A 26723-nucleotide genomic window follows, 5' to 3' on the forward strand; every position below is an offset into this window, starting at 1 on the left:
AAAATACTCATCTTTTCTCCTCTATCATTGATTGCAGTTCCTTGATTATACCATCTTAGGAAGCCAATTGGCAAGAAAATAAAAGCCTCAACTGAGGCTCTTACTTTATAAAACTTTTGCGCTAGTGCGGGTAATATCTTCTACTTTTATATTGTGTGCTTCAAACTTGGACTTCAAGGAAACCAAGTCAATGTCTCCGTCAATTTGTACCTCAATGACAACCTTACCATCCTTACGAGGAATATTGACTGTGTTTGAAATATTGAGGTTTTCTTCGACAAGCAAGGCGATAATATGCGATAGGACACCAACCTCGTCTTCTGTGACAAAGCGCATCCGAACGCCCTTTTCGCCATAACCAGACACTTCTAGAAAAGCCTTGAAAATGTCGCGATCTGTAATGATTCCATAGACCTGCTCATTGTCAACAACTGGTAAGATTCCAATTTTATTTTTCAGCATCAAATAAGTCGCATCTTCTAGACTAGCATACTGGGAAATCGTAACAACATCGTGAATCATCACATCTTTTACCTTGGTTTTATTCAGAAGATAGTTCATTTCATAAATAGATAGGCTCGTTGCCTTTGATGGACTTGCTTCTGCGATTGTTCCTTCTGTCACAAGGCCCACCAGCTTATCATTTTCAATCACGGGCAAGCGATGCAATTTTTGGTCGCGCATAATATCTGCCGCATGCGCAATCGTTGTGTCTGGACTAATGTATACAACCTTGCGTGTCATAAAATCTTTTACTGCCATGAGAAGCCTCCTCTAGTTTCTTTTTCTAATCTTATTATACTGTATTTTCCAACTAATTTCAAACGCTTTCACAGTTTTCTCTTATGTTTTCAAAATTTAGAAAAATCAGGCATACTACCTATAAAAAAGCTAGATTCTTCTATGAGAAAACGAGGGGGAACGTTTGACCCAGCCTCGCTTTAGCCTATCTCTATAGTTTCTTGTCTAATACCTCTAGCGACAAGATTACCAAAAACAATTGAAAGAGAAAATCGATCAGCCAAATGCTACTTTTCTATTATTTCTCTAAACTTCTGACAAAGGCCTGGTAAGTCTGTTCCATTAGCATGGTAATGGTCATCGGCCCGACTCCCTTTGGAACTGGGGTAATGAGACTAGCCACTTCTGCAACCTCGTCAAACTTAACATCACCAATCAGCTTGCCATTTTCATCCCGATTCATACCGACATCGATGACCACAGCTCCTTCTTTGACAAAGTCCTTGGTCACAAAGTGCCCACGCCCGATAGCTACCACCAAAATATCAGCTTTCTTTGCAATTCTAGCTAAATGATGGGTCCTTGAATGCGTCAACGTAACAGTCGCATTTTTAGACAACAGAAGCTGAGCCATGGGTTTACCGACAATATTACTACGACCAATCACCACCGCATTCTTGCCTTCCAAGTCCACCTTATATTCGCGGAACATTTCCATGATTCCGGCTGGTGTAGAAGGGATCATCAAAGGGTGTCCTGACCAAAGCCGCCCCATATTAGTCGGATGAAAGCCATCTACATCCTTGTCTGGGTCAATGGCTAATAAAACCGCTTCGTCATCAATATGAGCTGGCAAAGGAAGCTGGACTAGGATTCCGTGCCAAGCTGGATCCTGATTATATTTAGCAATCAAGGTCAGCAATTCTTCCTGACTCGTTGACTCAGGCAAGCGCACAACTTCACTGCGGAAGCCTGTAGCTAGAGCGGACCGTTCTTTATTTCTCACATAAACCTGACTGGCTGGATTGTCTCCTACCAAAATCACCACTAAACCAGGTTCTTGCCCTGTCTCTTCTTTTAGTTTTGCTGTTTTTTCTGCAAGTTTTGCTTGGAGTTTCTCCGCTAAAGCTTTTCCGTCAATAATGTTTGCCATGCTTTTCTCATTTCTTTTTCATATAATTATCCATTATATCAGAAATCCTCCTGTCCCACTTATACATTTTTCTTATATAGAGTTATAAGATTAAAGACTGAGCTTGACGAGCAAAATAAAAAAGCAGAAACCTGCTTTTTAGTATAATAATTCATAAATTTCCATGGCAATCAAGTCAATACTATCGAAAGTATAAGTCTCACGCGCTGCCACATCACGCAGAGTAAAAATTGGTCCATTTTCTTCGTCGTAGCTGTACGCCACTTCGGCAACAACCACTCCTTCACGTTCAAAATTACGTTTTAAATTTCCACCATCTTTGGACATAGCTTCCAAACGATTGATGATTCTAACTAAATGTGATTCCATTTTATTTCTCCTATTTACTTGCTTCTTTCCTATTTTACCACAAAAAGAAACTGAAATACCAGTAAAAGACGATTTTTTTCTAATTTTCGCTCTATAATTTCTCAAAAAATCAATCTTAGGGAGGAATTTGTAGTAAATTCTTGCATTGTGTAAGAATACTGATATAATGAAACTATAATACTTTGACTATTTTTGACCATTTAAAAATAGGTGGATTCACGGCCAAAGAAAGAGGTAGAATATGCTTTGTCAAAATTGTAAAATCAATGAATCAACCATTCATCTCTATACAAATGTAAATGGAAATAAGCAGCAGATTGACCTTTGTCAAAACTGCTATCAAATCATGAAAACAGACCCTAACAATAGTCTTTTTCGAGGACTCGCTCAGGCTAACAACCAAGGAATTGACCCTATTGATGATTTCTTTAACAGCCTTGGTAATTTCCAACAACCGCAAGAACCAAATCCAAATATCCCGCCAACTCAATCTGGAGGAGGCTACGGTGGAGGTGGCTATGGTGGCAATTCCAATCATGGAGGCGGAGCACGCCAACAGGCTCCGCAAAAGCCAAAAGGTCTCCTAGAAGAGTTTGGTATCAATGTGACTGAGATCGCCCGTAAAGGAGAAATTGACCCTGTCATCGGTCGGGACGAAGAGATTACTCGTGTCATTGAAATCCTCAACCGCCGCACCAAGAACAATCCTGTCCTTATCGGGGAACCCGGTGTCGGAAAAACAGCCGTGGTCGAAGGCTTGGCCCAGAAGATTGTTGATGGTGATGTACCTCATAAACTCCAAGGCAAGGAAGTTATCCGCCTAGACGTTGTCAGCTTAGTACAAGGAACTGGTATCCGTGGTCAATTTGAAGAGCGGATGCAGAAGCTCATGGACGAGATTCGTTCTCGTCAAGATGTCATTCTCTTTATTGATGAGATCCATGAAATTGTCGGAGCGGGGTCTGCTGGCGATGGCAATATGGACGCTGGGAACATCCTCAAACCAGCTCTGGCTCGCGGAGAACTCCAAATGGTTGGAGCTACTACCCTCAATGAATACCGTATCATCGAGAAGGATGCAGCCCTCGAGCGCCGCATGCAGCCAGTTAAGGTAGACGAGCCGACAGTAGAAGAAACGATTACCATCCTTAAAGGGATTCAGAAAAAATACGAAGACTACCATCACGTCAAGTACACAGATGCGGCCATTGAAGCTGCGGCACTTCTCTCCAACCGCTACATCCAAGATCGCTTCCTGCCTGACAAGGCTATCGACCTCTTGGACGAGGCTGGCTCTAAGATGAATCTGACCCTCAACTTTGTTGATCCTAAAGTCATTGACCAACGTCTGATTGAGGCCGAAAACCTCAAGGCTCAGGCGACTCGTGACGAAGACTTTGAAAAAGCAGCTTACTTCCGCGATCAGATTGCTAAATACAAGGAACTCCAGAAGACGAGCGTGCTGGATAACGATATCCCAATTATCAGCGAGAAAACGATTGAGCACATCGTAGAGCAAAAGACCAATATCCCAGTTGGCGACCTGAAGGAAAAAGAACAGTCTCAACTAGTCAATCTCGCTAGTGACTTAAAGGCTCATGTCATCGGCCAAGATGAAGCCGTGGATAAGATTGCCAAGGCTATCCGCCGCAATCGGGTCGGACTAGGAAGTCCTAATCGTCCAATCGGTAGCTTTCTCTTTGTCGGACCAACTGGTGTCGGTAAGACTGAGCTTTCTAAGCAACTGGCCATTGAGCTCTTTGGCTCTGCTGACAGCATGATTCGCTTTGATATGAGTGAATACATGGAAAAACACAGCGTGGCCAAGCTGGTTGGTGCGCCTCCAGGCTATGTCGGCTATGAGGAGGCTGGCCAGTTGACCGAGCGCGTCCGCCGCAATCCATACTCGCTCATTCTACTGGATGAGGTAGAAAAGGCCCATCCTGATGTCATGCACATGTTCCTGCAGGTTCTGGATGATGGCCGCCTGACCGATGGTCAAGGTCGGACTGTCAGCTTCAAGGACACCATTATCATCATGACATCCAATGCCGGAACGGGCAAGGCTGAAGCCAGCGTTGGCTTTGGGGCAGCTCGTGAAGGCCGTACCAATTCCGTCTTGGGTGAGCTGGGTAACTTCTTCAGTCCTGAGTTTATGAACCGCTTTGACGGCATCATCGAATTCAAGCCACTCAGCAAGGACAATCTGCTGCAGATCGTCAACCTCATGCTGGACGATGTCAACCAGCGCTTGGCAACCAACGACATTCATCTGGATGTTACAGAGAAAGTCAAAGAAAAATTGGTTGATCTTGGCTACGATCCGAAAATGGGTGCTCGTCCATTGCGCCGCACCATTCAAGACCATATCGAAGATGCTATTACTGACTTCTATCTGGAAAATCCAAGCGAAAAAGAACTCAAAGCTATCATGACCAGCAATGGCAAGATTCTCATTAAATCGGCCAAAAAATCAGAGTCAGAAAAAACTAAGCTCGATGAAAGCCAAAGCTAACTGATTTTAGCGTTGCGTCTTGATAAACTTTTAAAAACAAAACAAAAAGAGAACGGATAAAGTATTCCGTTCTCTTTTTGAATTCTATTTAATTTTTAGTGGAGGTCACTGGATAGCCTTATCTTCTAGCGCTCTCTAGCGTAATTAACCATGTCATAAGGTAGAGTATTGGCTCTTTCTTTCAGTGAGTAATTTTCTAAATTATTGACATTTTGGCGCAAGCGTTTAGCATAGCTACTTGAGATCAATTTCTTTTTCTCATATTCAAAGATAATTTTTCTCTCCAAATAATAGCCCCAGATCATTTCTGAGATGTTATTGGGTTTGAATCGCGCAATAACACGCTCGATGAAGGCACCGCTGCCGATAATCTCTGTTTCCCTTAGTCGAGATTCCTGCAAGAATGTAATCAGCGAGGGCTTGTAGATTCCTTTTAGATGTTCCAAGCTTTCGATAATGACTTCGGTATTGGACAGGTAAAGCTCTGCTATATCCTCCATGTCCTCGGCAGTCAAGCGCTTAGCTCCCCCTTGCCTCCAAGAGCGCCATCTGGCACCAAGAGTGACGATTTCATGGAGCAACATGCGCAATACACGCAGCGTAACAAGAAACATATAGGTAAAGCTAGAAGCTAGATTGCGATTGATTCCCTGCTCGATATTTTGCAGGTAACGCTGATAGATGTGATAGCTGCGATTGCTGATTTTTCCTTCCTCAAAAGCTTGCTCCAGACCATCATTTTCGATACTCAAAATCAATAACTTCAGAGCTGCCAAGTCTCGCTGAGTGGCCTTATCTTCCTGTTCAAGGATTAGATTTTCGATCCGGCCATGGTAATTGTCAATAGCCGCATAGAGAGGTGCCTTAGCCTTAGCCTGCTTGAGACTCGCTTCCAGTTCACCCACCACTTCATTTAAAATAGCAATGTGCATCAGGTGCTCGGCTTCCTCTTCTCTCTCCTCAGATAGATGCGGAAGAGTGAGCAAGCCTGTCATAAAGCTAAGAAAGGTCACACCTGCTACCAAGAAAAGCAACAAAGGATGATCTTGCTCCAACTGACTCGGAATCAAAAGAATAGTCGCAATGGAGACGGTTCCTTTGACACCTGAAAAGGTCAGCAGCAGCATTTCCTTCAGGTAGTTTCCAACATTCTTGTGCAATCTTCTGATTCGAATGAAGTAAAAAGTGAACAACATGACAAACCGAAGGGCAAAGAGTAGGAAAGTCAGAAGGACAATGCTCACGAGTAGCAAGAGATTATCGTAAATCGGGCTCTTTAAGATTGGCTCTGCAATCATCTCCAGCTCTATTCCTAAAATGATAAAGACAGAGCCATTGAGCATAAAGTTCACTGTATTCCAGATGGTTTCTGTAACCGAATCCACCTGGGCTTCCAGAAGCGTTATCCGCTTGAAGCGGCTAGCCTTAAAGATACCTGCGACGACCACTGCGATAATCCCTGAAACATGGATTTCCTCTGCTAAAAAGAAGGTAACCAAGGGTAGGCTCAGCTCCAGCAAGAGCTCACTAGCAATATCTGACACTTGGGCACTCATCAACAGCTTATGCAGCCAGCGATTGAGGCCAGCACTGAGCATCCCGATGGCAAATCCTCCAATAATGGAAAGAACTAAGGATATACTAGCTTTTCCTAGGGAAAAACTTCCTGTAGTCCAAGCCAAAAGAGCCACACGAAAAGCAACTAGACCAGACGCATCGTTAAGCAATCCCTCTCCTTTTAGGATATTTTCCACCCGCTTGGGGAAGGAAAAGCGCTCTGATAGGGAAGCAAAGGCAACCAAGTCTGTCGGACCCAGAGCTGCTCCTACGGCAACACAGGCCGCCAAGGGCAAGGCTCCCCAGATAAGATGAGCCAGATAGCCCAAGCCAACCGTTGAAATAAAGATAACTGGAAAAATCAAATATAAAACGATTCTCCAATGTTTGAGGATACTGGTAATATTGCTTTCCTCAGCTTCCCGAAAGAGCAAGGGCCCGATCACCAAGGCCAAAAACAGCTCTGTATCCAAGTGAAATTTCTCCTGAGGCAAGATAAAACCAAGTGAAATTCCCAGCACAATCTGAACTAAGGGTAAGGGGAGCTGGGGCAGGAAGCGATTGGTCACATTCGAGACAACCAACAGGAGCAAAAAAACAATCGTGTAGAGAAGGATTTCCACTCTGAACCTCCTTTATCTCTGCTGGCAGCACTCTTTAAACAATTCTTTTTGCGCCGAAATCTTTTGATCAATTTTGGATAGGTCGCGGTGCTCAATCATCTTTTGGCAGCGCTCCATTTCTAAATTCACCAATTTTTTCTTGATTCGTAGCATTTTTTTATTCATTTTGGCCTCGTCCAAAAAGCCAGTATTCGTTTCTTCGTTGGCAGACTCGACATATTTGTTTCGTAAGCCAGCCAATTTTTCATGCAAATATTGCTTGTCCATTTTTTCTCCAAATGATTACTCAAAGTTTTTAGCAACTTTGGAACCCTTATTTTTCTTTTAATTTCTCAATCATGACCAAGAAAGGCGGATTGTTAATCTGATTGATTGTCTTGTAGAGGGCAACGGTGAAGTCCTGCTGGGGCAGTTGACTGACGAAGTCTAGCACCGCATCTTTCTCCACTTCGCCCCCTTCATGCCCATAGTAAATCATGATGGCTACGCGACCGCCTTTTTCCAAACCCCGGCAGACCTTTTCCAAAGCTTCCAGCGTCGTAGCGGGTCGGGTAATGACAGACTTGTCCGCCGAAGGCAGGTAGCCCAGATTAAAAATAGCGGCCTTGAAATGGTCTGTGTATTGGTCCAGAGTCTCATGTCCACCCAAGATTAGCTGGGCATTGTCCAAGCCAGCTTCTGCCAAGCGCTGGCGGGTCTTTTCCACAGCCTGCTCCTGAATGTCAAAAGCGTAGACTTGCTTGGCCAATTTAGCCAGAAAGAGGGTGTCATGCCCATTGCCCATAGTAGCGTCCACCACAGTATCTTCCTTGGTTACGACTTCAGCCAAAAAGGCATGGGCCATCTGTAAGGGTCTTAACATACGAATCTCTGCTCCTTTGCTTTACAGCCTTGCTTGCTGCCACGGCGACGCATTTCTGCCTCAATGGCATTGAGCACTTCCCATTTATTGAGGCTCCACATGGGACCAATCAACATGTCTCGCGGAGCATCGCCTGTGATACGGTGGATGACGATATGTTCGGGGATAATCTCCAACTGATCGCAGATGATGGAGACATATTCCTCCTGACTGAGTAGCTGCAGCCGTCCCTCATGGTAATCCCGTTGCATGCGAGTATGGGTCATCAGGTGAAGCAAGTGGAGCTTAATACCCTGAATATCATTGTCCGTCACACAGCGGCGGACATTCTCCAGCATCATCTCATGGGTCTCACCCGGCAGGCCGTTGATCAAGTGAGAGACAATCTCCGCCTTGGGAGCCAGCTTACGAACTCGCTGGACCGCTTCCACGTAGAGCTCATAGGAATGGGCACGGTTGATAAGGTCTGAAGTCTCCTCGTAGGTGGTCTGAAGCCCCAGCTCCACGGTCACATGCATGCGTTCGGACAGGTCAGCCAAGTAGGCGATGGTCTCGTCAGGCAAACAGTCCGGTCGAGTCCCGATATTGAGTCCAACGACACCTGGCTCATTGATGGCCTGCTCATAACGCTCACGAATCACTTCAAGCTTCTCGTGAGTATTGGTAAAGTTCTGGAAATAAACCAGATACTTTCGAACATCTGGCCACTTGCGGTGCATAAAGTCAATTTCCTTATAGAACTGCTCCCGAATGGGGGCATCAGGTGCCACAATGGCGTCACCAGAGCCCGAAACAGTACAGAAGGTACAGCCTCCATGCGCCACCGTCCCATCCCGATTGGGACAGTCAAAGCCCGCATCAATAGGCACCTTAAAGGTCTTTTCTCCAAAAAGTTTTCGATAATAATCATTCAAAGCATTGTAAGATTTCATACCTTCCATTCTACCACAAAAAGGAGCCTAGAAACAAAAATTTCCTCTTTCACCAAGAAAGAAGAAAATCATCGCTCCCACTGATAATGCTTAAGATTCACACAGCCATTGGCCTTCAAGTTCACTCCCTCTGCCCAAAGCAAGTGCGCTTGCTCTTCCCAGCCCGGTGCGAGACGCCCTGCTGCATTGACCACCCGATGGCAAGGATGCTTACCGCCATAATGCTCCGACTGACTGAGAATCTTTCCCACCAAGCGGGCGTTTTTAGGCCGTCCAATCAAACGAGCAATCTGGCCATAGGTTGCCACGCGCCCAGCAGGAATCTCATCCACAAGAACTAAAACCGACTTAATGATTTCTGGATTCAAAACGGACATTCACCTCCTCATCTCACTTGCTCCTATCTTAAAGAAAGAGGCCTCCTTTGTCAAGACAACAGAGAGTAGGACAGAAATCGGTAATTCGTTAGAATTCGATTTCGTCGTCCCACCTCCGCACAGTTAAGTAGGGCTGTAAAAGCTGATGAAATCAGCGTAGTAGAGCCCACTCAACCACTGCGTCTTGCTCGACAATCCAAAGACAATTGAGAGGCTAGGACTTTTGTCCCAGCCTCTTCTCATCTCTATTTATTTCTGCTTTCCCTTGAAGCGCCATTGAAAGCGCAGCTTGTCATAAAAGGGAAATTCGATATTGAGAATGGCAAAGCCCATCAAGGCTCCTCCAATCACATCCGTCGGATAGTGCACTCCCAGATAGACTCTGGACGCCATAATGGTCAAGATAAAGAGCAAGAGCAAGCCCTGTACAAGGCGCTTGATTTGTTGATTCTGCATCCGTTGCTGGACGATAATCATCAAAGTCCCCACCACAATGGCTGTCGCCATGGAATGTCCGCTCGGGAAAGAATAGCCACCCTCTTCGACCAAATGTAAGATACTAGGTCGGCTTCTTTGGTAAAGGAGTTTAATCAGCTTAATCAAAATCCCATGTAAGACCAGATTTCCAGCTAGTAAGGCTGCTTCTATCTTCCATTTTTTATAAAGGAAAAATAGGACAAGGGCAGAAACCCAGATAATAATCCCCAGCGGATCAATGAAACTAGTGACCAGTTTGAAAAATGTCGTCAAAGCTGTGGGCAAGTCACCTCGCAGCCAAGTTTGAATCGGGCTATCAAAGGCAACTAGCTGCTCTGGATAAAACTTGACCATGTAGCCTAATATGACGAAAAGTAAAAGGGCAAAAGAGCCCTTTGTTAGATAAGATTGTTTATTTTTCATAGCGTTTTAGAACGGGCGTCAAAAGCGTGTAAATCAGCCAGAAAGCCACCGCCCAGATCACTCCTTCTAATAGGTTAAAGGGAACAATCATGGTCAGTAGATACTTACTTACACCAATGATCTGACCGATATCAAAGTTTGCAAAACGAGCATAAAGCGGAATGGCATAAAAAGCATTCAGCGCCAGCATACTTGCAGTCAAGGAAAGAATTCCTAGGAAAGATGCAAGCAAATAGCTCATCAAATCTCTCTTCTTTTCCCAGAAAAGAGCAAAGAAGAGGACAAAGACCAGAATCGCCACAATATTGATTGGCAAACCGATCAAGGTTTCCACTCCATGACCATTTAAGGCCAATTTTAAAACAGAGCGAATGAGCAGAACTGCTACAGAACTCTTAAAATCCAAGAGAACCAAGGCTAATAAAATCGGAATAATCGAAAAATCCAATTTTAGAAACTCGGCTACCAAAGGGATTTGATAGAACATGAGCAGGAAAGATAGTGCAGATAGAGCCGCTACTATCGCCATTTTGCGCGTATTTGTCATAACAGGTTCCTCCAATTTATAAAAATTAGAGAAGCTGGAAGGCTGCTAACACAAGGCCCGAAAAATCCTTTCACAATTTATAAGAGTATATAAAATACCCCTTAAAATAAGATTAAAACGACCAACCGGCCAGGCAATAACGCCTTTCGTCTTCTCCCATCCAGACTATACTGTCGGTTGTGGAATCGCACCACATCAGCTTTCGCTCGCGGACTTATTTGGCTAAGATATTTTAAATTTATCTAGGCGTCGCAGTCAAAGATTATACTTAAAGTATATCGAGACAAGACAACGACGAGAAAGCTAAAATAGCTAGTCAAACTTACCGCCGGTCGGGAATCTCACCCTGCCCTGAAGACCCTTTAATCATAACAAAAAACGCTTGCACTTGCAAGCGTTTTGATTGATGTAAGCATAAATAATTCAATAGAATCCATTTCATATACACCTACTTTTTACGTATGGCTTAATGCTGATCCCACCAAGCTTCCATCTCTTGATAAGAGTTGATGGGGGTTTGTTCTCCCGTTTTAGGATCAGTGGCTATCACATCTATCTTGTCTTGACCGATCGGTGCAAACAAATGACGCATATCCTCAAAGACAGACTCTTTTGTATTTTGTCCCTTACGCAAATATATTTCAAATATTTTTTCTTCCTGCACTAATTTTACCATCTCTGGATATTCCTGATACAAATTGATATTAGCTGTCTTCGGAAATTTCTCCTTATCATTAAAGCCAGAAAATGAGAGATGCCAATATGATATATTTGCATGGTAAGGATCCATTGCCTCACGAAGGTTTGTCGGACCAAAACCCAGAGCCATCTCCTCCCTATAAGTTTTGACATCAAAATCTTGTGGAGCTTCTTGAAACTTTTCTGCCTCTATATCCCAAAAAAGGTAACGACTACGACCGTTTTGGGTATTTGGGGCCTCTTTATGAGTGACTTGCACAGCTACGTAATCTTTCCCCTTATAATAGACAGGATCCCAACCCCATGGTTGGAGCTGATAATCATATCTATATAGCTCCTTATAGAGATCAATCTTCCGTTCCTTAAAATCCTTCGTACGCAAGTCATGTAGAATCAGATACCAATAATCTCCCTCTAGCTGATGATTATTATTGGCAAGACGTTCCTGCATCCTACGCTCCTGAGATACCAGATAATTTTGAGTTGGCTCAGCACCACTTTCGTGACCTTCTTTATTAAGGCCAACCACATACTGTTGCTTATCACCGAATAGTAAAATCTTATCCACTTTTGTTGAAAAATCATCATACTTGACTTCGTCCTTCTGAACAGTGAGATGGTTGTATAGGAGCACTGCAGAAAAGATACTGATTAGAAGGAGGGTGCTGATGACCCATTTATGTTTTATCCATTTCATGTTTACCTACTTTCTAGGCTAATTCCCTGTAGCCTGAGCTGGTGGGACAAGGCCATTTTATTTTAATTTATCCGCTTCGTACTCATGTACCAAGTCCAGTCCTGCAAAGTTCTGTTGCCGTAAGGCTTCGTAGACAATCATACAGACCGTATTAGAGACATTTAAACTGCGGACATGCTGGTCATTCATGGGAATGCGCAAGGCCTTTTCTGGGTGCTGACGCATAAATTCCTCAGGCAAGCCTTTATCCTCACGACCAAACATAAAATAATGCGAGCCTCCGGCTGCAAAATTCTCTTCCGAGTAGACCTTCTCGGCAAACTTAGAAATCAGATAGAGCCGTCCGTCCATCCGCTTCATAAAGTCATCCAGACTCTCATAGAAGCTAATATCCAGCTTATCCCAATAATCCAGTCCAGCCCGCTTCATCTTACGGTCGTCAATAGGAAAGCCCATGGGCTTGATGATATGGAGGGGAGAGTTGGTCGCTGCGCAAGTACGAGCGATATTGCCTGTATTCTGTGGAATTTGTGGTTCAAAAAGGACGATGTGATTTTGCTGAGACATGATTTTTTCCTGATTTTCATTAGAATAAAAAAATAGCCACACTGCCCGGAGTCAAGCTCAGCAAACAGCGTGGTTAAGGCATCATTAACTTACATCACAACAGGTTTGATGTAAATCAATGAGGGTACTTTCCTAGTATATCATTTTCTTCCGACAAGTCAATAAAAATGACCTCAAAAAGTGAGATTTTTGTAGGATTTCTTTTGAAATAGCTTACTATTTTGTAAAAAACGGCTTTATTGAGATTTATAGATGAAATTTTATATAAAAAAGGGTATGATAGATACATATTCGGGAGGAATAATATGAAAATTATCGTCGTCGGAAGCGGGAAGGTCGGCGCCGCCCTTTGTCGCTCACTCGTTGCTGAAAAGCATGATGTCGTTTTAATTGAACAAAATGAAGCGGTTCTAAATCATATTACAAAACGCTATGATATTATAGGCATCGTTGGAAATGGTGCGAATTTTAAAATCTTGGAGCAGGCAAATGTTGCCCACTGCGACATTTTTATTGCCATGACGGAGCATGATGAGGTCAACATGGTTTCAGCCGTTCTCGCAAAGAAAATGGGAGCCAAAGAAACTATTGTCCGCGTGAGAAATCCTGAGTATTCCAACCCATACTTTAAAGAAAAAAATATTCTGGGCTTCTCTCTGGTAGTCAATCCTGAGCTCCTCGCAGCTCGTTACATTGCCAATATCATTGATTTTCCTAATGCTCTGTCCCTAGAGCATTTTGCCAATGGCCGAGTGACCCTGATGGACTTTAAAATCAAGCCAGAAAGCCATCTCTGTCAAATGAACCTCTCACAATTTAGGAAACGTTTCCCCCACGTTATAATTTGTGCTATTGAAAGAGAGGGCAAGCTCAGTATCCCAGATGGTGATTTCACCTTGCAGCCATCTGACAAAATCTTTCTAACTGGAAATCGGTCAGAGATTGTTCGCTTCCACAATCAAATCCGACCAAGAGTCATCAAAAGCCTCATGATTATCGGAGCAGGCAAGATTGCCTATTATCTATTAAACATTCTCAAAAACAGCAAAATAGAGCTCAAGGTCATCGAAATCAATCGCCAGCGAGCAGAATTCTTCAGCCAAGAATTTCCAGAACTCTATGTGGTCAATGGGGATGGAACAGCCAAAGACATCCTACTGGAGGAAAGAGCTGCGCACTATGATGCGATCGCCACACTGACAGGGGTCGATGAAGAAAACATCATCACTTCCATGTTCCTTAATAACCTGGGAGTTCAGAAAAACATCACCAAAGTGAATCGGACCAGTCTGCTTGAGATTATTGACAATCAAGACTTCGCAAGTATTGTCACGCCGAAAGGGATCGCAGTTGATACCATTATGCACTTCATCCGCGGGCGGAATAATGCGCAATTCTCTAGCCTAGAAGCCTTACACCATGTGGCAAATGGCCAGATTGAAACGCTCCAATTCCAGATCCACGAAGGAAACAAAATGATTGAGCAGCCTCTTTCTCAGCTCAGATTGAGGAAAGGGGTCCTGATTGCAGCGATTATTCGTCAGGGTGTAACCATCTTCCCAAGTGGAGATGACTATTTAGAAGTCGGAGATAAGATCCTTGTTACGACCTTGATTCAAAATATCGACAAGATTTACGATTTGTTAGAGAGGTAGTCCCATGAATAGATCTATGATTCGCTTCCTCCTCTCCAAACTCCTGCTAATCGAAGCAGCCCTCTTGTTGGTTCCAACAATCGTTGCCCTCATCTACCGTGAAGATCTTGAGGTCTTCCTTTCTATCGGCGCAACAATGTCCATTTTAGTGATTTTAGGTGGATTAGGTTCAGCCTTTAAGCCCAAGGATGTCCATATTTACACCAAGGAAGGGGTTCTGATTGTTGCCCTTTGCTGGATTCTCTGGTCCTTCTTTGGCGCTCTGCCTTTTGTCTTTTCTGGTCAGATTCCTAATCTGATTGATGCTTTCTTTGAAGTCAGCTCTGGTTTTACCACTACTGGTGCTACGATCTTAAACGATGTATCTGTCCTTTCCCATTCCCTCCTCTTTTGGCGTAGTTTTACCCACTTGATTGGAGGAATGGGGGTGCTGGTCTTTGCCTTAGCTATCATGGATAATGCTAAAAATGGCCACTTAGAGGTCATGAAAGCAGAAGTTCCTGGACCAGTCTTTGGTAAGGTTGTGTCGAAATTGAGAAACACCGCCCAGATTCTTTATATTATCTATCTAGCGCTCTTTGCCCTTTTTGCCTTTCTTTATTTCCTCGCCGGCATGCCACTCTTTGATAGTATCGTCATCGCAATGGGAACGGCTGGTACAGGAGGCTTCACTGTCTTTAACGACGGAATTGCCCACTACAATAGTTCTCTAATCACCTACCTTGTCAGCTTCGGCGTTCTGACCTTTGGGGTAAACTTCAATCTCTACTATTATCTCTTGATTCGAAGATTTAAAGCCTGTTTTCATGACGAGGAGTTGAAAGGCTATCTCTGGATTGTCCTCACTGCCACTATTTTGATTAGCTTCAATGTTCTCCATATTTACGGGGAATTTGCTAAAAGCTTAGAAATTTCATTTTTCCAAGTCTCCAATATCATTACTACGACAGGATTCGGCTATGGAGATACCGTACAGTGGCCCCTCTTCTCACAAGTCATTCTGCTGCTGCTCATGTGTCTAGGAGGTTCTGCTGGCTCCACCGCTGGCGGTTTCAAAGTGATCCGTGCCATTATAATCGGTCGCATCGCTAAAAACCAAATCCTTTCCACGCTTTCGCCAAACCGCGTTCTAACCATGCATATCAACGGCGCTGTTTTGGATAAAGATACCCAACACAAGGTTCTCAAATATTTGGCTGTTTATATTTTGATTATCGCAGCTTTGATTTTTATCATCAGTCTGGACAATAACAATCTAATGACTGTTACCAGTACTGTCATCAGCTGTTTCAATAATATCGGACCAATGATCGGAACCACCGAGACCTTCTCTATCTATAGCCCATTTTCTAAATTCCTCCTCTCCCTTGCCATGATTGCAGGACGTTTAGAAATCTATCCAATCCTGCTTCTATTCCTACCAAGAACTTGGTCTAACAGATAGCAGGAAAATAGCTATAATATAATACTTAGATTTATCATCGAGTTCAAAAATAAAGCTCTATAATTTCTGTAGTGAGTAAAACTACTGTAGGAATTATAGAGCCTATTTTGTTATCCTGAATATATAATATACAAATCATATCATTTACTTAATACATGATTTCGATAATTTTTTCATTAATTTATTTTTCCATGTTATCCTCCGATTTGGCTTGCTACCGATTTCCTTTTCACGCTTCATTATGGTTCTAGTATGCCACAAACAATATATAAGGTTTGATTAAACCATAAAAGACCACCTTAAGGTGGTCTTTTATCCAAGAAAACTATTTGCCATTATGTTCCTGCTGAAAGGCTTCCATGGCCTTGAACTTCTCAAGTTCTTTTTCACTAGACGGTTGCTTACCTAGATATTTATATTCAAAGAAATCTACTCGAGAACTTGGTCCAAATTCACTTTCATTCCATGGTGCATAGTCAAAATCCAAAGAAACTTTATTATTTCCATCCACTTTGATTGTAAAGGCAGACCACTCTGCCAGACCGTGCTCGATGAATATCTTCTTCATATCTTCACCTAAAGCAAAAAGATTTATGTATTCTATTCTGAATTCTGTCTTAGGGATCCCAAATAAAGATGGAATATCCATGTAATAATGATATTCTCCTTTATATTTAAAGAAAAATATGACGCCTCCACTAAGCGTTTTATCCACTTCAAAGTTGATATAAAGATCTTCCCATTCAACCGGAATCATATCATTCACTTTATATATAATCTCTGTCATTTTCTCATTAATTTGTTGTTCCATTTTATCCTCCGATTTGATTCTTTATAAGTTTAGTCACTGATTTACTTCCTTCAATTTGATACTCTACAAAGAAACTATCCGGTCTCAGTGACTTACCTGAATAGACTGGCTGGATGTCCACTGTGACTTTTCTAGGTGGCACTTCCTTAAGTGCATTCGCCCATTCTTGTTCCATATTGTACCAGGCTCCACCAGAACGATTGATTTCACGGTTCATTGCAATGACATTGTCCAAGTCTCCAGGTCCGTTGAACTGAGTTCCAATCAAGTGTCCACCATCATCCAGACCTTCCCAAAGCTCGGCTTCCGTAATCCGATACTCACGACCAGCCACACGTTGACTATAGGCATTCCGCTTCCCTTTCTTGAGAACCAAATCATCCACTTCAACACGAGAAATACGGCCAAACTCGTCTGTCGTATAGCGGTAACCACTCTCTGTCACATACTGAACGTTTGGCAAGAGTTCTTTACGACCATTGACTCCTTTAGTGAAGTGCTCGCCATATTCAACCTCTTTAACAGTTTTACTAGTGTTCTCAGCGGTTTCTTCCAGACCTTTAGCTACATCATCGCCATGCTTAGCTAACTGCTCACTAGCTTCCTTGCTGAATTCCTTGCCAACTTTCTTACCAGCTTGTTCTGCAGCCTCTTTCGCACCTTTAGCTACATCATCGCCATGCTTAGCCAACTGCTCACTGGCTTCTTTGCTGAACTCTTGACGAGCTTTCTTGCCTGCTTGCTCTGCAGCCTCTTTCGCACTTTTAGCTACATCATCACTATGCTTAGCTAACTGCTCACTAGCTTCCTTGCTGAATTCTCGACTAACCTTCCGACCGCTCTGCTCGCTTGCCTCGCCATAGAGTTTCTGGCGTATACGCTGAAACTCCGCACTCTCACCCGTACTCTGGTAAAGTCGAGCGGTATGCTTGCCAATGTCATCTCCATAGCGGAAATCATCCAACCCCGCAAAGGAGAACTTCTTGTAACTCAAGTCATCCCATAGATTCCCCAAACGACTTCTAAAGAAGTCCTTGGTCGCACCATAGCTCTCCCGTGCTAGTGTACTCAGATAGTTGTCAGACAACATCGTACGAGCTTGTTTTATATAAGATAGACCCTTTTCAATTTTGGGCACCTGTGACAATCGGCTTACCAGCTTGCTCTTGCCGGCTATCTTGGCTAACTTAGCAGGACCAATAAATGAAACGATTTCACTGATGATTTCTCCCGCAGCCTGTCCACTTTCGTAACCCGAAAACTGTCCAGCTAGTTCGATTTTATCACGAATCGGTTGCTGTTTCAAATCTTTGGCATGACGGGCATCATGTAGAATCGACCCCATGAGACTGCCATCGCGAGTACTGTCGTCTAAGGCATTAATCAAATCATTCACTTCTGGAATCATTGTGACTAAGCCATAAGCAGTCCCAAGAGTATTTAGTAAGACTTCACCAAGAGCATTCTTCCCACCTTCTAGATCATCCTTCATCCACTGCGGAGTTTCTTTCCCCATGAGAGAATTATAACCAAACGTCAGACCCTCGTGGGTGTATTGGGCAAGATCAACACCAAATTCTACAGCTCCAAACGTTGCATCACCTAAAATGCCAAAGGCTGCATCCCCAAAACCTTTGATGTAGGCCCAGTTCGGATCATCCTTCATCCATTCAGTCATTCCGTCTAAACTATCAGAGAGGCCCTTACGCCAATCTCGCAACGTGGCCTGAATTGGATGGTGAAGACGCCAATCTTTTTCTATCCTCTCCAATTCCTTGGCTTTTTGTGCCTCTAGCTCGGCTTTCTGGAAGCTCTCACGAAAGGCATGATAGCTTCGTGATACTTCAGCTAGGTTGTCACCAAATTTGCTGGCTCTACAATCCTAGTATACCACAAACGACCATATCGCCAGTCACCATCAGCTGAAAAAACCACCTCAAGGGTGGTTACATATTATCAATCGTACATTACTCCGCCTGTGAGTTGGTACATGAGGTAAATGTGCTCCAAGACTTTTACCTTATCCATATGATCCACATCTTTTACGCCTCCCAAGGTTAGTAAAGGGACAAAACCGAAAGTTAAGACTTTGTTGTATTATACCAGTTCCAATTTTCCTAGTTCTTTCAAAGCATCAACTTTTGAAGGTGATGAGTCACTTTGCACAAAATTTTTCACTTCCTCAACATGATTATAAAAATCTATATTAATTTCTTTTAAGTTTTCAATAAATAATTCTATTAAATTTGAATCAATATTTTCCAAAGGTGAAGGAAGTTGCTTCTGATTATCAAACAAGTAAGCTTCTTTAGCCGTTGAGCCAACTGCATAGCTAATATTATCCCAGGATGGAACGTTAGTTTCATCCTCATCTAATTGCATATAGATAAAAATTCCATTAAAATCTGTCCCATCATCCAATAAAGTATAGAGTTCTTTCCCTGTTTTATTTTTGTTTTCCAAAAAACTCCAGCAATCATCCAAAGCGGCTCGAATTTGAGGCTTGTATTGCGTTTTCATCTGACTAAGAATAGCCTCTGAATAAATTAACATGAAATACAAATTTTTTCCCATATTCTCAATTATAATCTTCAAATAGAAACTTAAAATAGTAAGTAACTAATTTGTCTTTTAAGTACTCTTCATTCTGAAATGAGGCATCCAAACTTGATAATTCTTCATATGTTTTTACTAATTTTTTATAAGTAATAAAGTAATCTTTAAGTGTTTCTTCATCGACACTTTCAATGGTCTCAGGCAAATATTTTTCTCCCGTAACGTTATAAGAAAAATAACTAACAAGTGCCAAGAAATTTGCAATACAACCCCATACAGATGGATCTGTATCCTTATCTAGTTCAAAATAAGTTAAAATATCTTCTTCATCTATGTTTTCTAATCTACTATAGAGTAAATCTGGATCCGACTCTGTGATATTGTTTATAGATCCACTCGTTAGTTCTAATGTTTTATTCACATATTCTTTATAATCCAAATTTTTTATATATTTTTTTAAAGGTTCTGTTAGTCTCTGCATAAAACATAAGAGATTAATATTCAATTCCATTCCTGCTTCCTTTCTAATTTTTAACATATTTACCATTCTCAACTATAAATTGTAAGCGTCCATTTACTTTCACTCCTTCAACCACTTCTGAAGTTACCTCGATTCTAAGTTTCGGAAACATTTCACTCAATTGTTTAATAACTCCAGAAGGTTTGGCTGGGTTCCCAAGTCCACTTAAACAAGTTGGGCAGACACCTTTTGGATTTGATTGGTGGATTTTAAATGTTCCAGTAACATTTTCAGCTTCTAATCCTACTTCTTTTATAGCGTTAATAAAATCGTTTGCAACATTTTCCTCAGCATGCCGAGTAGCTGAAGAAATCTTTCCTGAACTTCTTATTTCTCTATCCGGAAACGCATCATCTAAGTCTGGCAAACCAGCCTCCTTACGAACCTTAGGTGAACCACCTTCAAATACTTTTCCTTCAAGACCTGGAACATCTGTTTTCCCAACTGCAATCGTGTCTGTTTCAGGGACATTCCATTTCTCTCTCAACTTGCCTAATTCATTACTGCCCCAGTCAGAATCATCAAATCCTTTCAATACATCATCGCTATGCTTGGCCAACTGCTCGCTTGTTTCTCTGCTGAACTCTCGGCCGACCTTCCGGCCGCTCTGCTCGCTTGCATCGCCATAAAGATCCCGAAGTATACTCTGATACTCCGCACTCTCACCCGTACTCTGGTAAAATCGAGCGGTATGCTTGCCAATGTCCTCTCCATAACGGAAGTCATCCAACCCCACAGGGGAGAGCTTCTTACGGCTAAAGTCATCCCAAAGATTCCCCAAACGACTTCTAAAGAAGTCCTTGGTCGCACCGTAGCTCTCCCGTGCTAGTGTGCTCAGATAGTTGTCAGACAACATCGTACGAGCTTGTTTTATATAAGATAGACCCTTTTCAATTTTGGGCACCTGTGACAATCGGCTTACCAGCTTGCTCTTGCCGGCTATCTTGGCTAACTTAGCAGGACCAATAAATGAAACGATTTCACTGATGATTTCTCCCGCAGCCTGTCCACTTTCGTAACCCGAAAACTGTCCAGCTAGTTCGATTTTATCACGAATCGGTTGCTGTTTCAAATCTTTGGCATGACGGGCATCATGTAGAATCGACCCCATGAGACTGCCATCGCGAGTACTGTCGTCTAAGGCATTAATCAAATCATTCACTTCTGGAATCATTGTGACTAAGCCATAAGCAGTCCCAAGAGTATTTAGTAAGACTTCACCAAGAGCATTCTTCCCACCTTCTAGATCATCCTTCATCCACTGCGGAGTTTCTTTCCCCATGAGAGAATTATAACCAAACGTCAGACCCTCGTGGGTGTATTGGGCAAGATCAACACCAAATTCTACAGCTCCAAACGTTGCATCACCTAAAATGCCAAAGGCTGCATCCCCAAAACCTTTGATGTAGGCCCAGTTCGGATCATCCTTCATCCATTCAGTCATTCCGTCTAAACTATCAGAGAGGCCCTTACGCCAATCTCGCAACGTGGCCTGAATTGGATGGTGAAGGCGCCAATCCTTTTCTATCCTCTCCTTTTCCTTGTCTTCCAATTCCTTGGCTTTTTGTGCCTCTAGCTCGGCTTTCTGGACACTCTCATCTATCTGATCATCTATCTCCTTGACCTTATCCGCCATGGGGGAAAGATTGTTCACTACTTGGCTGATAATAGGATCGCTATAGTCTAGCTCATTTGTCTGCTGCAGTTGACCCAGCAATTCTTGCAGATATTGGAGACTAGTCTCCGTTGCCAATGCGGTGCCTTGGCCATCCCAGGTTGAGACTTTTTCTATCGTAGTCGTTATCACTTCCTTAGCATTCGAGAGATTACCTCCAAAATACTCATAGTTCCGAGCATCACTGGTTACAGAGATCAAATCACTGACACTATCTGTCGCGCTATTGATTGTTTTCCGAATTTGGTCAATCTCACCTTTTAGCGTATCAAAATAGTCTCCTGTAGTCTTCAAAATACCTTGATTCAGTACAGCAGTACTTGACTTCTCACCAGTCGCTGATTGAAAGCTCTCCACTTCCTTAGCAAAGTCACTTTGCAGACTGTATAGAAGATCCTTTAGCTGCATTAGCAACATATTATGCGAACTATTAATCTCGCCTGCGATTGCTTGCCCCACATTACCATACATGGAATTAGAAGTGATCACAGAATTATAAGAGCTTTTAGCAGCTTCTAAACTACTAATTATTTTTTTAGATTGCGATTGGATTTCCTTAAAAACATCGTATAGTTCTGCTATATCAACATGAAATTCATCACTCATCTAATCCCTCCTTCTCTACTAACTTCTCATTCAAAAAGGCTAAATAAGCCAACTGATCTACCCTAGTCATAAAGGCTGTTGACAACTGGTGGCTTTTGATATAAGTCTGGCGAATGACTTCTTCTGAAATTCTTTCCTCCCATTCATTTTCATAGCCAAAATGAACAACATTCTTGATCATCATGTTGCTAACAAATACAGGCGGAAAAGCAGCAACTTCACCAAATGGCCATACTCGGCCAAAATAATCGATCACATAAGGGTCAAAACCTTCTGCTAACGGTGCCTTGCGTCCAGTCAGCATGACCAACGCTCCTGGCTCCTCAGAAAACATTTCCTTAAGCTCACTGTTCAGCAAATCCAAATCAAGCTCAACAACTGAACCAATCGGATAAATCTTTCCAAAATAGACGTCTAGAATAGCCAAAAATAGAAAAAATGTATCTTCCGACCACACCTGCTCTTCTCCGTTAAAAGAGAAGGTCATCTGACCGTTCTGAGTACGGGTAAAAAGAATAGTCGTTCCAAGCAAAGAATTGTATTCGTATTGAGATCCTTTCAGCTTGATTAACTTGTATAATTCTCTCATCAAAGGGGGCCGTGCTCCCAGAAAATCTCCGAATTTGATAATAGTATCTGTTATTTCGAAATCAGTATCCGGCCACGTAGACAAGACTGTGCGAAAGTCCTCCAACTCTTGAGTATCTGCCATTAATTAAACCTCACATAATTCTTATTCTTATCAATTTGACTAGCATAGACAGCATCATCCTCAATGATTTTCTCACCCATCTTAGCCATCATATCTGCTCTTGCTTCTCCATACGTTTTATAAGCAGTCAAGGCTGAGTTCCAAGTATCTTGAATTGTATTAAATTTTTTAAAACGAGAAAGAGTTGTCGAGCTAACTTCTTTTTTTGACAAAGCTACTAGCCCATGAACACTTTTCTTAGCATTACTGACAACACTAGACCATTCTTCGGGTTGTACACCTACTTTATCTTGAGACATATTTCCTCCTTTTATTGAATGGAATTCCACCAAGACTGAGCTTGATCCCAAAAACTCTGTGCCGCTCCCAATAAATCTAACTGAGAAGCTTTCAATTTCACTAATTCACCATTGATATTTTTCAAGGTATCCTGATAATTATTTTCCATGTCGGTTAGATTTGTAACGCCACGCTCAAAATGAAATTTACATTGCTTTTTCAAATCTCCTTTCCAAGAACTATCAACAGAGATATCACCTGCAGGACTATTAAAAACTTTTTCTGCATCATCGATACTCTTATTTAGTAGAACGAGCTGTTCGTCTAAAATTTTCTTTGCAGCCTCTAATCGCTCTATTTTTGCGCCCACATTATCTGCTTCTTGCTTTTTTTGATCTCCGCTTAATTGGCAATTTCTCGCATTTTGGGCATATAAATCATTGTCGATAATTTCTACCATTACGTCTCCTTTCTTTATTCGTTTCCTCAGCTTTTCAAAAAAGACTAGGACAAGGTCCTAGTACTTTATTTAGCATAATCAACTGCTCGCATTTCGCGAATGACTGTGACCTTGATATTTCCTGGATACTCCAAGTTATTTTCAATCTTTTCACGCACATCATGCGCCAAGATTGTAATCTTATCATCCTTGATTTTCTCTGGACTGACCATGATCCGGATTTCACGACCTGCTTGAAGAGCAAAGCTTGTCTTAACTCCTTCAAAGCTGTTCGCAATTTCTTCCAAATCATGCAATCGCTTGATGTAGCTTTCCAGCGACTCACTACGAGCTCCTGGACGAGCTGCACTTAGGGCATCAGCTGCTGCAACGATGACTGCAATGACGCTCTCAGGTTCCACATCTCCGTGGTGGCTAGCAATCGTATTGATAACAACCGGATGCTCCTTATACTTGCGAGCCAACTCAGTTCCAATTTCCACGTGGCTGCCTTCTACTTCTCGATCGATGGCCTTGCCAATATCATGGAGGAAACCAGCACGACGAGCCAAGTTCGCATTTTCACCCAACTCTCCAGCGATAACTCCAGCAAGTTTGGCAACCTCAATCGAGTGGCGGAGAACATTTTGTCCGTAGGAAGTACGGAACTGCAAGCGACCCATGATTTTCATCAAATCAGGATGCAAGTTTGGTGCTCCGATTTCATAGGCTGCGGCTTCACCATACTCTCGAATACGGTTATCAATCTCTAAGCGATTCTTTTCGACCAATTCCTCGATACGAGCCGGATGAATCCGACCATCCTTGAGAAGAGCTTCCATAGTCATCCGAGCAATCTCACGGCGAACTGGATCGAAACCTGAAAGAGTAACCACTTCAGGCGTATCATCAATGATAACATCAATCCCTGTCAAGCTTTCAAAGGTTCGAATATTGCGACCTTCACGTCCGATAATCCGTCCCTTCATGCTGTCATCAGGCAGATGAACCGTTGAATTGGTCTGCTCAGCCACATAGTCACCAGCAATCCGCTGCATAGCTTGAACCAAGATATCCTTGGCCACCTTGTCAGAGCGCTCTTTGATATCCTGCTCCGCTTCCCGAATACGAGTCGCAATTTCCTTGGACAGCTTGTCCTCGGTCTTGGTCAAGATAATCTCACGCGCTTCCGTCTGAGTCAGGGATGCTACCCGCTCAAGCTCAGCTTCTTTTTGCTGCTCTAGCTCAGCTACTTGTGCTTCACGCGCATCAATGTGTTTAGCTTTATCAGTAAGACTTTGTTCTTTGTGCTCCAAAGTCTTTTCCTTGTTGGTTAAATTGTCATCTTTGCGGTCAAGACTACTTGCACGCTCTGTTAAGCGGCTTTCAATTTGTTTTAACTCTTGACGCTCAGACTTAAATTCTGCATCAACCTCTTCACGATATTTTCTGGCTTCTTCTTTTGCCTCCAAAAGTGCTTCTTTTTTAAGCGAACTGGTTTCGCGCATCGCTTCTTTGACAATCAAATCCGCTTCGCGTTCTGCCTGACCGCGTAAATTGGTTGCTTCTTGTTCAGCATTTAAAAGAGTAAGTTCCGCGGCTTCTTTAGATGCTTTCATCTTAACCGAGATCCCTACATACCCAATCACTAAACCAAAGATGGCAGCAAAAACAAAAGCAGCTATCGTATATAAGCCCATGTTTTTACTCCAAATCTATTTAATTATTGAATTCAAAATTCCTTATTATTCTATCATAAATAGCAGAAATTCACAAATCAATTTTTTGAAAAAGAAGCCTGATTTTTGCCTATTATTGGGCGAAAAGGCGCTAAATCAAAGAATTTAATATATAAAATTTTTTTATTTCCTAACTCTTATTTTTTTATGCTATAATCAAAAGGAAGTGTTTGAATGTCGCTTTTGAAACCTGACCTCATTTTCAGGTTCCAATTTAAAATTTTAAAGGAGAAATCATGTCTAAAGAAGTTATCGTTGAAAGTTTTGAGCTTGACCATACAATCGTAAAAGCACCCTATGTCCGCCTCATTGGCGAAGAAACTGGCCCTAAAGGAGATATTATCTCTAACTTTGATATTCGTTTGGTGCAGCCAAATGAAGACGCTATTCCGACGGCTGGCCTGCATACCATCGAGCATTTACTAGCTATGCTCATTCGCAAGCGGATTGACGGTATGATTGACTGCTCACCTTTCGGTTGCCGCACAGGCTTCCATATGATCATGTGGGGACAGCACTCAGCAACCGAAATTGCTCAAGTCATCAAATCTTGCTTAGAAGAAATCGCTGAAACGACTACTTGGGAAGATGTCCCTGGCACTACTATCGAATCCTGTGGCAATTACAAGGATCACAGCCTTTTTTCTGCCAAAGAATGGGCGAAACTCATTCTCAGCCAAGGAATCTCTGACAATGCTTTCGAGCGCCATGTCCTCTAAGCAGAGGGATTTTAATCTTCTAGGATTTTATTATTTGCGCTAAAAATGAAAAGATCAGAGAGTGGGACAGAAATCGGTAATTCGTTAGAATTCGATTTCGTCGTCCCACCTCCGCACAGTTGAGTAGGGCTGTAAAAGCTGATGGAATCAGCGTAATAGAGCCCACTCAACCACTGCGTCTTGCTCGACAATCCAAAGACAATTGAGAGGCTAGGACTTTTGTCCCAGCCTCTTGTTCTTTTTATTCCTGCATAGCATAGCCAATACCACGGACAGTTTTGATATAGCTGGTCTGTCCAGCAATATCAATCTTACTCCGTAGGTAACGAATATAGACGTCTACTACATTAGTTTCAGTGGCGCCTTCATACTTCCAGACACGCTCCAGAAGTCGCTCGCGACTCATGACTTTTGGACTACTCATCAGCGTCACTAGTAGATCATATTCCCGTCGTGTCAAGGCAATCACTTCCTCTCCACGATAGACGATATGATTTTTCAAATCAACTCGTAGATTGCGGTAAGCAGTCGGTGTTTTCAGCTTGCTACAATGCTGGTCAATAAAGTCCCGACCTCGAAAAATATCGGAGACTTTCTCAACCAAATCACTGATAATAAAAGGCTTTATGGTATAGGAGACAGCAAAGCGCTGAATCTCATCTGCATGTTCTTTGATCTCTTCACGACTGGCTAAGACGATAATGACTGAAGCCGGCTTGAACAAACTCAGTTGCCTAGCAAACTCACTAGCAGTCATATCCTGCAAGTCATAATTAAGCAAGAGCAGATCGTAGTCATTTTCTCTGGCCAACGCCAAACCTTGACTTCCTATCTCAACTACATCCAGAAGATAAGCTTCTTTTTGCAGTTCCAAAGTCACAAATCGTGCAAGATTCTTTTCATTTTCTACTAATAAAATTCGCTTTGCCATAGGCCTATCCTATTTTTCGTCATACCAAGAGTAGTGGAAGGTTCCTTCTTTGTCTTTACGTTGGTAAGTGTGGGCACCAAAGTAGTCACGTTGTGCTT

General features: G+C 42.5%; 27 protein-coding genes, 1 pseudogene and 1 riboswitch. Of the genes and pseudogenes, 4 read left to right on the plus strand and 24 right to left on the minus strand.

Translation table 11 applies throughout. The features are described from left to right. Positions 1 to 105: 105 nt before the first annotated feature. The 3 genes from Q0191_RS02230 to Q0191_RS02240 all read right to left on the minus strand — a co-directional run bounded on the left by Q0191_RS02230 (position 106) and on the right by Q0191_RS02240 (position 2263). On the minus strand, positions 106 to 762 hold the full coding sequence (locus Q0191_RS02230; RefSeq protein WP_048763750.1) for a CBS domain-containing protein: 657 nt from the start codon (positions 760 to 762) through the stop codon (positions 106 to 108). 277 nt (positions 763 to 1039) lie between these two features. Continuing rightward, a complete protein-coding gene (locus Q0191_RS02235; protein ID WP_297663439.1) occupies positions 1040 to 1894 on the minus strand; it encodes a bifunctional methylenetetrahydrofolate dehydrogenase/methenyltetrahydrofolate cyclohydrolase in 855 nt (284 codons plus the stop codon). A gap of 138 nt (positions 1895 to 2032) precedes the next feature. After that, entirely contained in the window at positions 2033 to 2263 is a 231-nt protein-coding gene (locus Q0191_RS02240) for a DUF1797 family protein (RefSeq protein WP_297663441.1), read from the minus strand. A 241-nt stretch (positions 2264 to 2504) separates the two neighbouring features. Here Q0191_RS02240 and Q0191_RS02245 point away from each other — a divergent pair, with 241 nt between their 5' ends. Then, on the plus strand, positions 2505 to 4778 hold the full coding sequence (locus tag Q0191_RS02245) for an ATP-dependent Clp protease ATP-binding subunit (protein ID WP_297663443.1): 2274 nt from the start codon (positions 2505 to 2507) through the stop codon (positions 4776 to 4778). Positions 4779 to 4903: 125 nt separating this feature from the next. On the opposite strand, the gene Q0191_RS02250 is transcribed toward Q0191_RS02245, so the two are convergent. The 9 genes from Q0191_RS02250 to Q0191_RS02290 all read right to left on the minus strand — a co-directional run bounded on the left by Q0191_RS02250 (position 4904) and on the right by Q0191_RS02290 (position 12539). Then, entirely contained in the window at positions 4904 to 6958 is a 2055-nt protein-coding gene (locus tag Q0191_RS02250; RefSeq protein WP_297663445.1) for a sodium:proton antiporter, read from the minus strand. 12 nt (positions 6959 to 6970) lie between these two features. Next, positions 6971 to 7225, minus strand: a complete 255-nt coding sequence (locus tag Q0191_RS02255; RefSeq protein WP_297663447.1) for a hypothetical protein — start codon at positions 7223 to 7225, stop codon at positions 6971 to 6973. 46 nt (positions 7226 to 7271) lie between these two features. Further along, on the minus strand, positions 7272 to 7820 hold the full coding sequence (locus tag Q0191_RS02260; protein ID WP_297663449.1) for a class I SAM-dependent methyltransferase: 549 nt from the start codon (positions 7818 to 7820) through the stop codon (positions 7272 to 7274). Further along, positions 7814 to 8761 (minus strand): TIGR01212 family radical SAM protein, encoded by a 948-nt coding sequence (locus Q0191_RS02265; protein WP_297663451.1) that lies wholly within the window; start codon positions 8759 to 8761, stop codon positions 7814 to 7816. The genes Q0191_RS02260 and Q0191_RS02265 overlap by 7 nt, the downstream gene beginning before the upstream one ends. A 59-nt stretch (positions 8762 to 8820) precedes the next feature. Further along, entirely contained in the window at positions 8821 to 9129 is a 309-nt protein-coding gene (locus tag Q0191_RS02270) for an MGMT family protein (RefSeq protein ID WP_297663453.1), read from the minus strand. A 249-nt stretch (positions 9130 to 9378) separates the two neighbouring features. After that, positions 9379 to 10029 (minus strand): phosphatase PAP2 family protein, encoded by a 651-nt coding sequence (locus tag Q0191_RS02275; protein ID WP_297663455.1) that lies wholly within the window; start codon positions 10027 to 10029, stop codon positions 9379 to 9381. After that, positions 10019 to 10576, minus strand: coding sequence for an ECF transporter S component (locus tag Q0191_RS02280; RefSeq protein ID WP_015605562.1), 558 nt, complete (start codon positions 10574 to 10576; stop codon positions 10019 to 10021). The genes Q0191_RS02275 and Q0191_RS02280 overlap by 11 nt, the downstream gene beginning before the upstream one ends. A gap of 144 nt (positions 10577 to 10720) precedes the next feature. Then, positions 10721 to 10939: riboswitch (FMN riboswitch) on the minus strand. Positions 10940 to 11042: 103 nt separating this feature from the next. After that, the gene (locus tag Q0191_RS02285; RefSeq protein WP_297663459.1) at positions 11043 to 11972 is read right to left on the minus strand and encodes a hypothetical protein; all 930 of its coding nucleotides are present in this window, start codon (positions 11970 to 11972) and stop codon (positions 11043 to 11045) included. A gap of 57 nt (positions 11973 to 12029) precedes the next feature. Then, a complete protein-coding gene (locus Q0191_RS02290) occupies positions 12030 to 12539 on the minus strand; it encodes a tRNA (cytidine(34)-2'-O)-methyltransferase (RefSeq protein WP_297663461.1) in 510 nt (169 codons plus the stop codon). Positions 12540 to 12844: 305 nt separating this feature from the next. Between Q0191_RS02290 and trkA the strand changes: the two genes are divergently transcribed. Both trkA and Q0191_RS02300 read left to right on the plus strand, forming a co-directional pair. Next, positions 12845 to 14194 (plus strand): Trk system potassium transporter TrkA, encoded by a 1350-nt coding sequence (gene trkA / locus Q0191_RS02295; protein ID WP_297663463.1) that lies wholly within the window; start codon positions 12845 to 12847, stop codon positions 14192 to 14194. A 4-nt stretch (positions 14195 to 14198) separates the two neighbouring features. Then, positions 14199 to 15638 carry a TrkH family potassium uptake protein gene (locus tag Q0191_RS02300; RefSeq protein ID WP_297663465.1) on the plus strand — a complete coding sequence of 480 codons (1440 nt, stop codon included), beginning with the start codon at positions 14199 to 14201 and terminating at the stop codon, positions 15636 to 15638. A gap of 325 nt (positions 15639 to 15963) precedes the next feature. Here the strand turns inward: Q0191_RS02300 and Q0191_RS02305 are convergent, their stop codons facing one another. The 10 genes and pseudogenes from Q0191_RS02305 to Q0191_RS02350 all read right to left on the minus strand — a co-directional run bounded on the left by Q0191_RS02305 (position 15964) and on the right by Q0191_RS02350 (position 24936). After that, positions 15964 to 16449 carry an immunity protein YezG family protein gene (locus Q0191_RS02305; protein WP_297663468.1) on the minus strand — a complete coding sequence of 162 codons (486 nt, stop codon included), beginning with the start codon at positions 16447 to 16449 and terminating at the stop codon, positions 15964 to 15966. 1 nt (position 16450) lies between these two features. After that, positions 16451 to 18220, minus strand: coding sequence for a DNA/RNA non-specific endonuclease (locus Q0191_RS02310; protein ID WP_297663470.1), 1770 nt, complete (start codon positions 18218 to 18220; stop codon positions 16451 to 16453). Between the two features lie 185 nt (positions 18221 to 18405). Further along, a pseudogene (locus tag Q0191_RS02315) lies at positions 18406 to 18516 on the minus strand (hypothetical protein); the annotation flags it as partial. Positions 18517 to 18546: 30 nt separating this feature from the next. Further along, positions 18547 to 19002, minus strand: coding sequence for an Imm6 family immunity protein (locus Q0191_RS02320; protein ID WP_297663472.1), 456 nt, complete (start codon positions 19000 to 19002; stop codon positions 18547 to 18549). 25 nt (positions 19003 to 19027) lie between these two features. Further along, the gene (locus Q0191_RS02325; protein ID WP_297663474.1) at positions 19028 to 19543 is read right to left on the minus strand and encodes an Imm6 family immunity protein; all 516 of its coding nucleotides are present in this window, start codon (positions 19541 to 19543) and stop codon (positions 19028 to 19030) included. Further along, on the minus strand, positions 19530 to 21806 hold the full coding sequence (locus tag Q0191_RS02330; protein WP_297663476.1) for a T7SS effector LXG polymorphic toxin: 2277 nt from the start codon (positions 21804 to 21806) through the stop codon (positions 19530 to 19532). Before Q0191_RS02330 ends, Q0191_RS02325 begins: the two co-directional genes overlap by 14 nt. Continuing rightward, positions 21799 to 22518 (minus strand): DUF4176 domain-containing protein, encoded by a 720-nt coding sequence (locus Q0191_RS02335; RefSeq protein WP_297663478.1) that lies wholly within the window; start codon positions 22516 to 22518, stop codon positions 21799 to 21801. Before Q0191_RS02335 ends, Q0191_RS02330 begins: the two co-directional genes overlap by 8 nt. Beyond that, the gene (locus tag Q0191_RS02340; RefSeq protein WP_015605577.1) at positions 22518 to 22817 is read right to left on the minus strand and encodes a hypothetical protein; all 300 of its coding nucleotides are present in this window, start codon (positions 22815 to 22817) and stop codon (positions 22518 to 22520) included. The genes Q0191_RS02335 and Q0191_RS02340 overlap by 1 nt, the downstream gene beginning before the upstream one ends. 11 nt (positions 22818 to 22828) lie before the next feature. Then, on the minus strand, positions 22829 to 23257 hold the full coding sequence (locus Q0191_RS02345; RefSeq protein WP_297663482.1) for a hypothetical protein: 429 nt from the start codon (positions 23255 to 23257) through the stop codon (positions 22829 to 22831). A 65-nt stretch (positions 23258 to 23322) separates the two neighbouring features. After that, positions 23323 to 24936: a ribonuclease Y gene (locus tag Q0191_RS02350; RefSeq protein ID WP_297663485.1), complete on the minus strand. Its 1614-nt coding sequence runs from the start codon at positions 24934 to 24936 to the stop codon at positions 23323 to 23325. 275 nt (positions 24937 to 25211) lie between these two features. Here Q0191_RS02350 and Q0191_RS02355 point away from each other — a divergent pair, with 275 nt between their 5' ends. After that, the gene (locus Q0191_RS02355; RefSeq protein WP_125378831.1) at positions 25212 to 25694 is read left to right on the plus strand and encodes an S-ribosylhomocysteine lyase; all 483 of its coding nucleotides are present in this window, start codon (positions 25212 to 25214) and stop codon (positions 25692 to 25694) included. 241 nt (positions 25695 to 25935) lie between these two features. Here Q0191_RS02355 and Q0191_RS02360 read toward each other — a convergent pair whose 3' ends face one another. Together Q0191_RS02360 and Q0191_RS02365 are read right to left on the minus strand one after the other, a co-directional pair. Next, positions 25936 to 26625 (minus strand): response regulator transcription factor, encoded by a 690-nt coding sequence (locus tag Q0191_RS02360; RefSeq protein ID WP_297663489.1) that lies wholly within the window; start codon positions 26623 to 26625, stop codon positions 25936 to 25938. A gap of 9 nt (positions 26626 to 26634) precedes the next feature. Further along, positions 26635 to 26723 (minus strand): hypothetical protein (locus tag Q0191_RS02365; protein WP_297663491.1); only part of this gene is annotated, 89 nt, incomplete at its 5' end.

The sequence above is a fragment of the uncultured Streptococcus sp. genome, from assembly GCF_938036805.1.
In the GTDB taxonomy this organism is placed as follows: domain Bacteria; phylum Bacillota; class Bacilli; order Lactobacillales; family Streptococcaceae; genus Streptococcus.

Excerpts from the sequence above, each read along its gene's own strand:
- Q0191_RS02230 (WP_048763750.1), bottom strand. The coding sequence starts at position 762 with ATGGCAGTAAAAGATTTTATGACACGCAAGGTTGTATACATTAGTCCA.
- Q0191_RS02235 (WP_297663439.1), bottom strand. The coding sequence starts at position 1,894 with ATGGCAAACATTATTGACGGAAAAGCTTTAGCGGAGAAACTCCAAGCA.
- Q0191_RS02240 (WP_297663441.1), bottom strand. The coding sequence starts at position 2,263 with ATGGAATCACATTTAGTTAGAATCATCAATCGTTTGGAAGCTATGTCC.
- Q0191_RS02245 (WP_297663443.1), top strand. The coding sequence starts at position 2,505 with ATGCTTTGTCAAAATTGTAAAATCAATGAATCAACCATTCATCTCTAT.
- Q0191_RS02255 (WP_297663447.1), bottom strand. The coding sequence starts at position 7,225 with ATGGACAAGCAATATTTGCATGAAAAATTGGCTGGCTTACGAAACAAA.
- Q0191_RS02260 (WP_297663449.1), bottom strand. The coding sequence starts at position 7,820 with ATGTTAAGACCCTTACAGATGGCCCATGCCTTTTTGGCTGAAGTCGTA.
- Q0191_RS02265 (WP_297663451.1), bottom strand. The coding sequence starts at position 8,761 with ATGGAAGGTATGAAATCTTACAATGCTTTGAATGATTATTATCGAAAA.
- Q0191_RS02270 (WP_297663453.1), bottom strand. The coding sequence starts at position 9,129 with ATGTCCGTTTTGAATCCAGAAATCATTAAGTCGGTTTTAGTTCTTGTG.
- Q0191_RS02275 (WP_297663455.1), bottom strand. The coding sequence starts at position 10,029 with ATGAAAAATAAACAATCTTATCTAACAAAGGGCTCTTTTGCCCTTTTA.
- Q0191_RS02280 (WP_015605562.1), bottom strand. The coding sequence starts at position 10,576 with ATGACAAATACGCGCAAAATGGCGATAGTAGCGGCTCTATCTGCACTA.
- Q0191_RS02285 (WP_297663459.1), bottom strand. The coding sequence starts at position 11,972 with ATGAAATGGATAAAACATAAATGGGTCATCAGCACCCTCCTTCTAATC.
- Q0191_RS02290 (WP_297663461.1), bottom strand. The coding sequence starts at position 12,539 with ATGTCTCAGCAAAATCACATCGTCCTTTTTGAACCACAAATTCCACAG.
- trkA (WP_297663463.1), top strand. The coding sequence starts at position 12,845 with ATGAAAATTATCGTCGTCGGAAGCGGGAAGGTCGGCGCCGCCCTTTGT.
- Q0191_RS02300 (WP_297663465.1), top strand. The coding sequence starts at position 14,199 with ATGAATAGATCTATGATTCGCTTCCTCCTCTCCAAACTCCTGCTAATC.
- Q0191_RS02305 (WP_297663468.1), bottom strand. The coding sequence starts at position 16,449 with ATGGAACAACAAATTAATGAGAAAATGACAGAGATTATATATAAAGTG.
- Q0191_RS02320 (WP_297663472.1), bottom strand. The coding sequence starts at position 19,002 with ATGTTAATTTATTCAGAGGCTATTCTTAGTCAGATGAAAACGCAATAC.
- Q0191_RS02325 (WP_297663474.1), bottom strand. The coding sequence starts at position 19,543 with ATGTTAAAAATTAGAAAGGAAGCAGGAATGGAATTGAATATTAATCTC.
- Q0191_RS02330 (WP_297663476.1), bottom strand. The coding sequence starts at position 21,806 with ATGAGTGATGAATTTCATGTTGATATAGCAGAACTATACGATGTTTTT.
- Q0191_RS02335 (WP_297663478.1), bottom strand. The coding sequence starts at position 22,518 with ATGGCAGATACTCAAGAGTTGGAGGACTTTCGCACAGTCTTGTCTACG.
- Q0191_RS02340 (WP_015605577.1), bottom strand. The coding sequence starts at position 22,817 with ATGTCTCAAGATAAAGTAGGTGTACAACCCGAAGAATGGTCTAGTGTT.
- Q0191_RS02345 (WP_297663482.1), bottom strand. The coding sequence starts at position 23,257 with ATGGTAGAAATTATCGACAATGATTTATATGCCCAAAATGCGAGAAAT.
- Q0191_RS02350 (WP_297663485.1), bottom strand. The coding sequence starts at position 24,936 with ATGGGCTTATATACGATAGCTGCTTTTGTTTTTGCTGCCATCTTTGGT.
- Q0191_RS02355 (WP_125378831.1), top strand. The coding sequence starts at position 25,212 with ATGTCTAAAGAAGTTATCGTTGAAAGTTTTGAGCTTGACCATACAATC.
- Q0191_RS02360 (WP_297663489.1), bottom strand. The coding sequence starts at position 26,625 with ATGGCAAAGCGAATTTTATTAGTAGAAAATGAAAAGAATCTTGCACGA.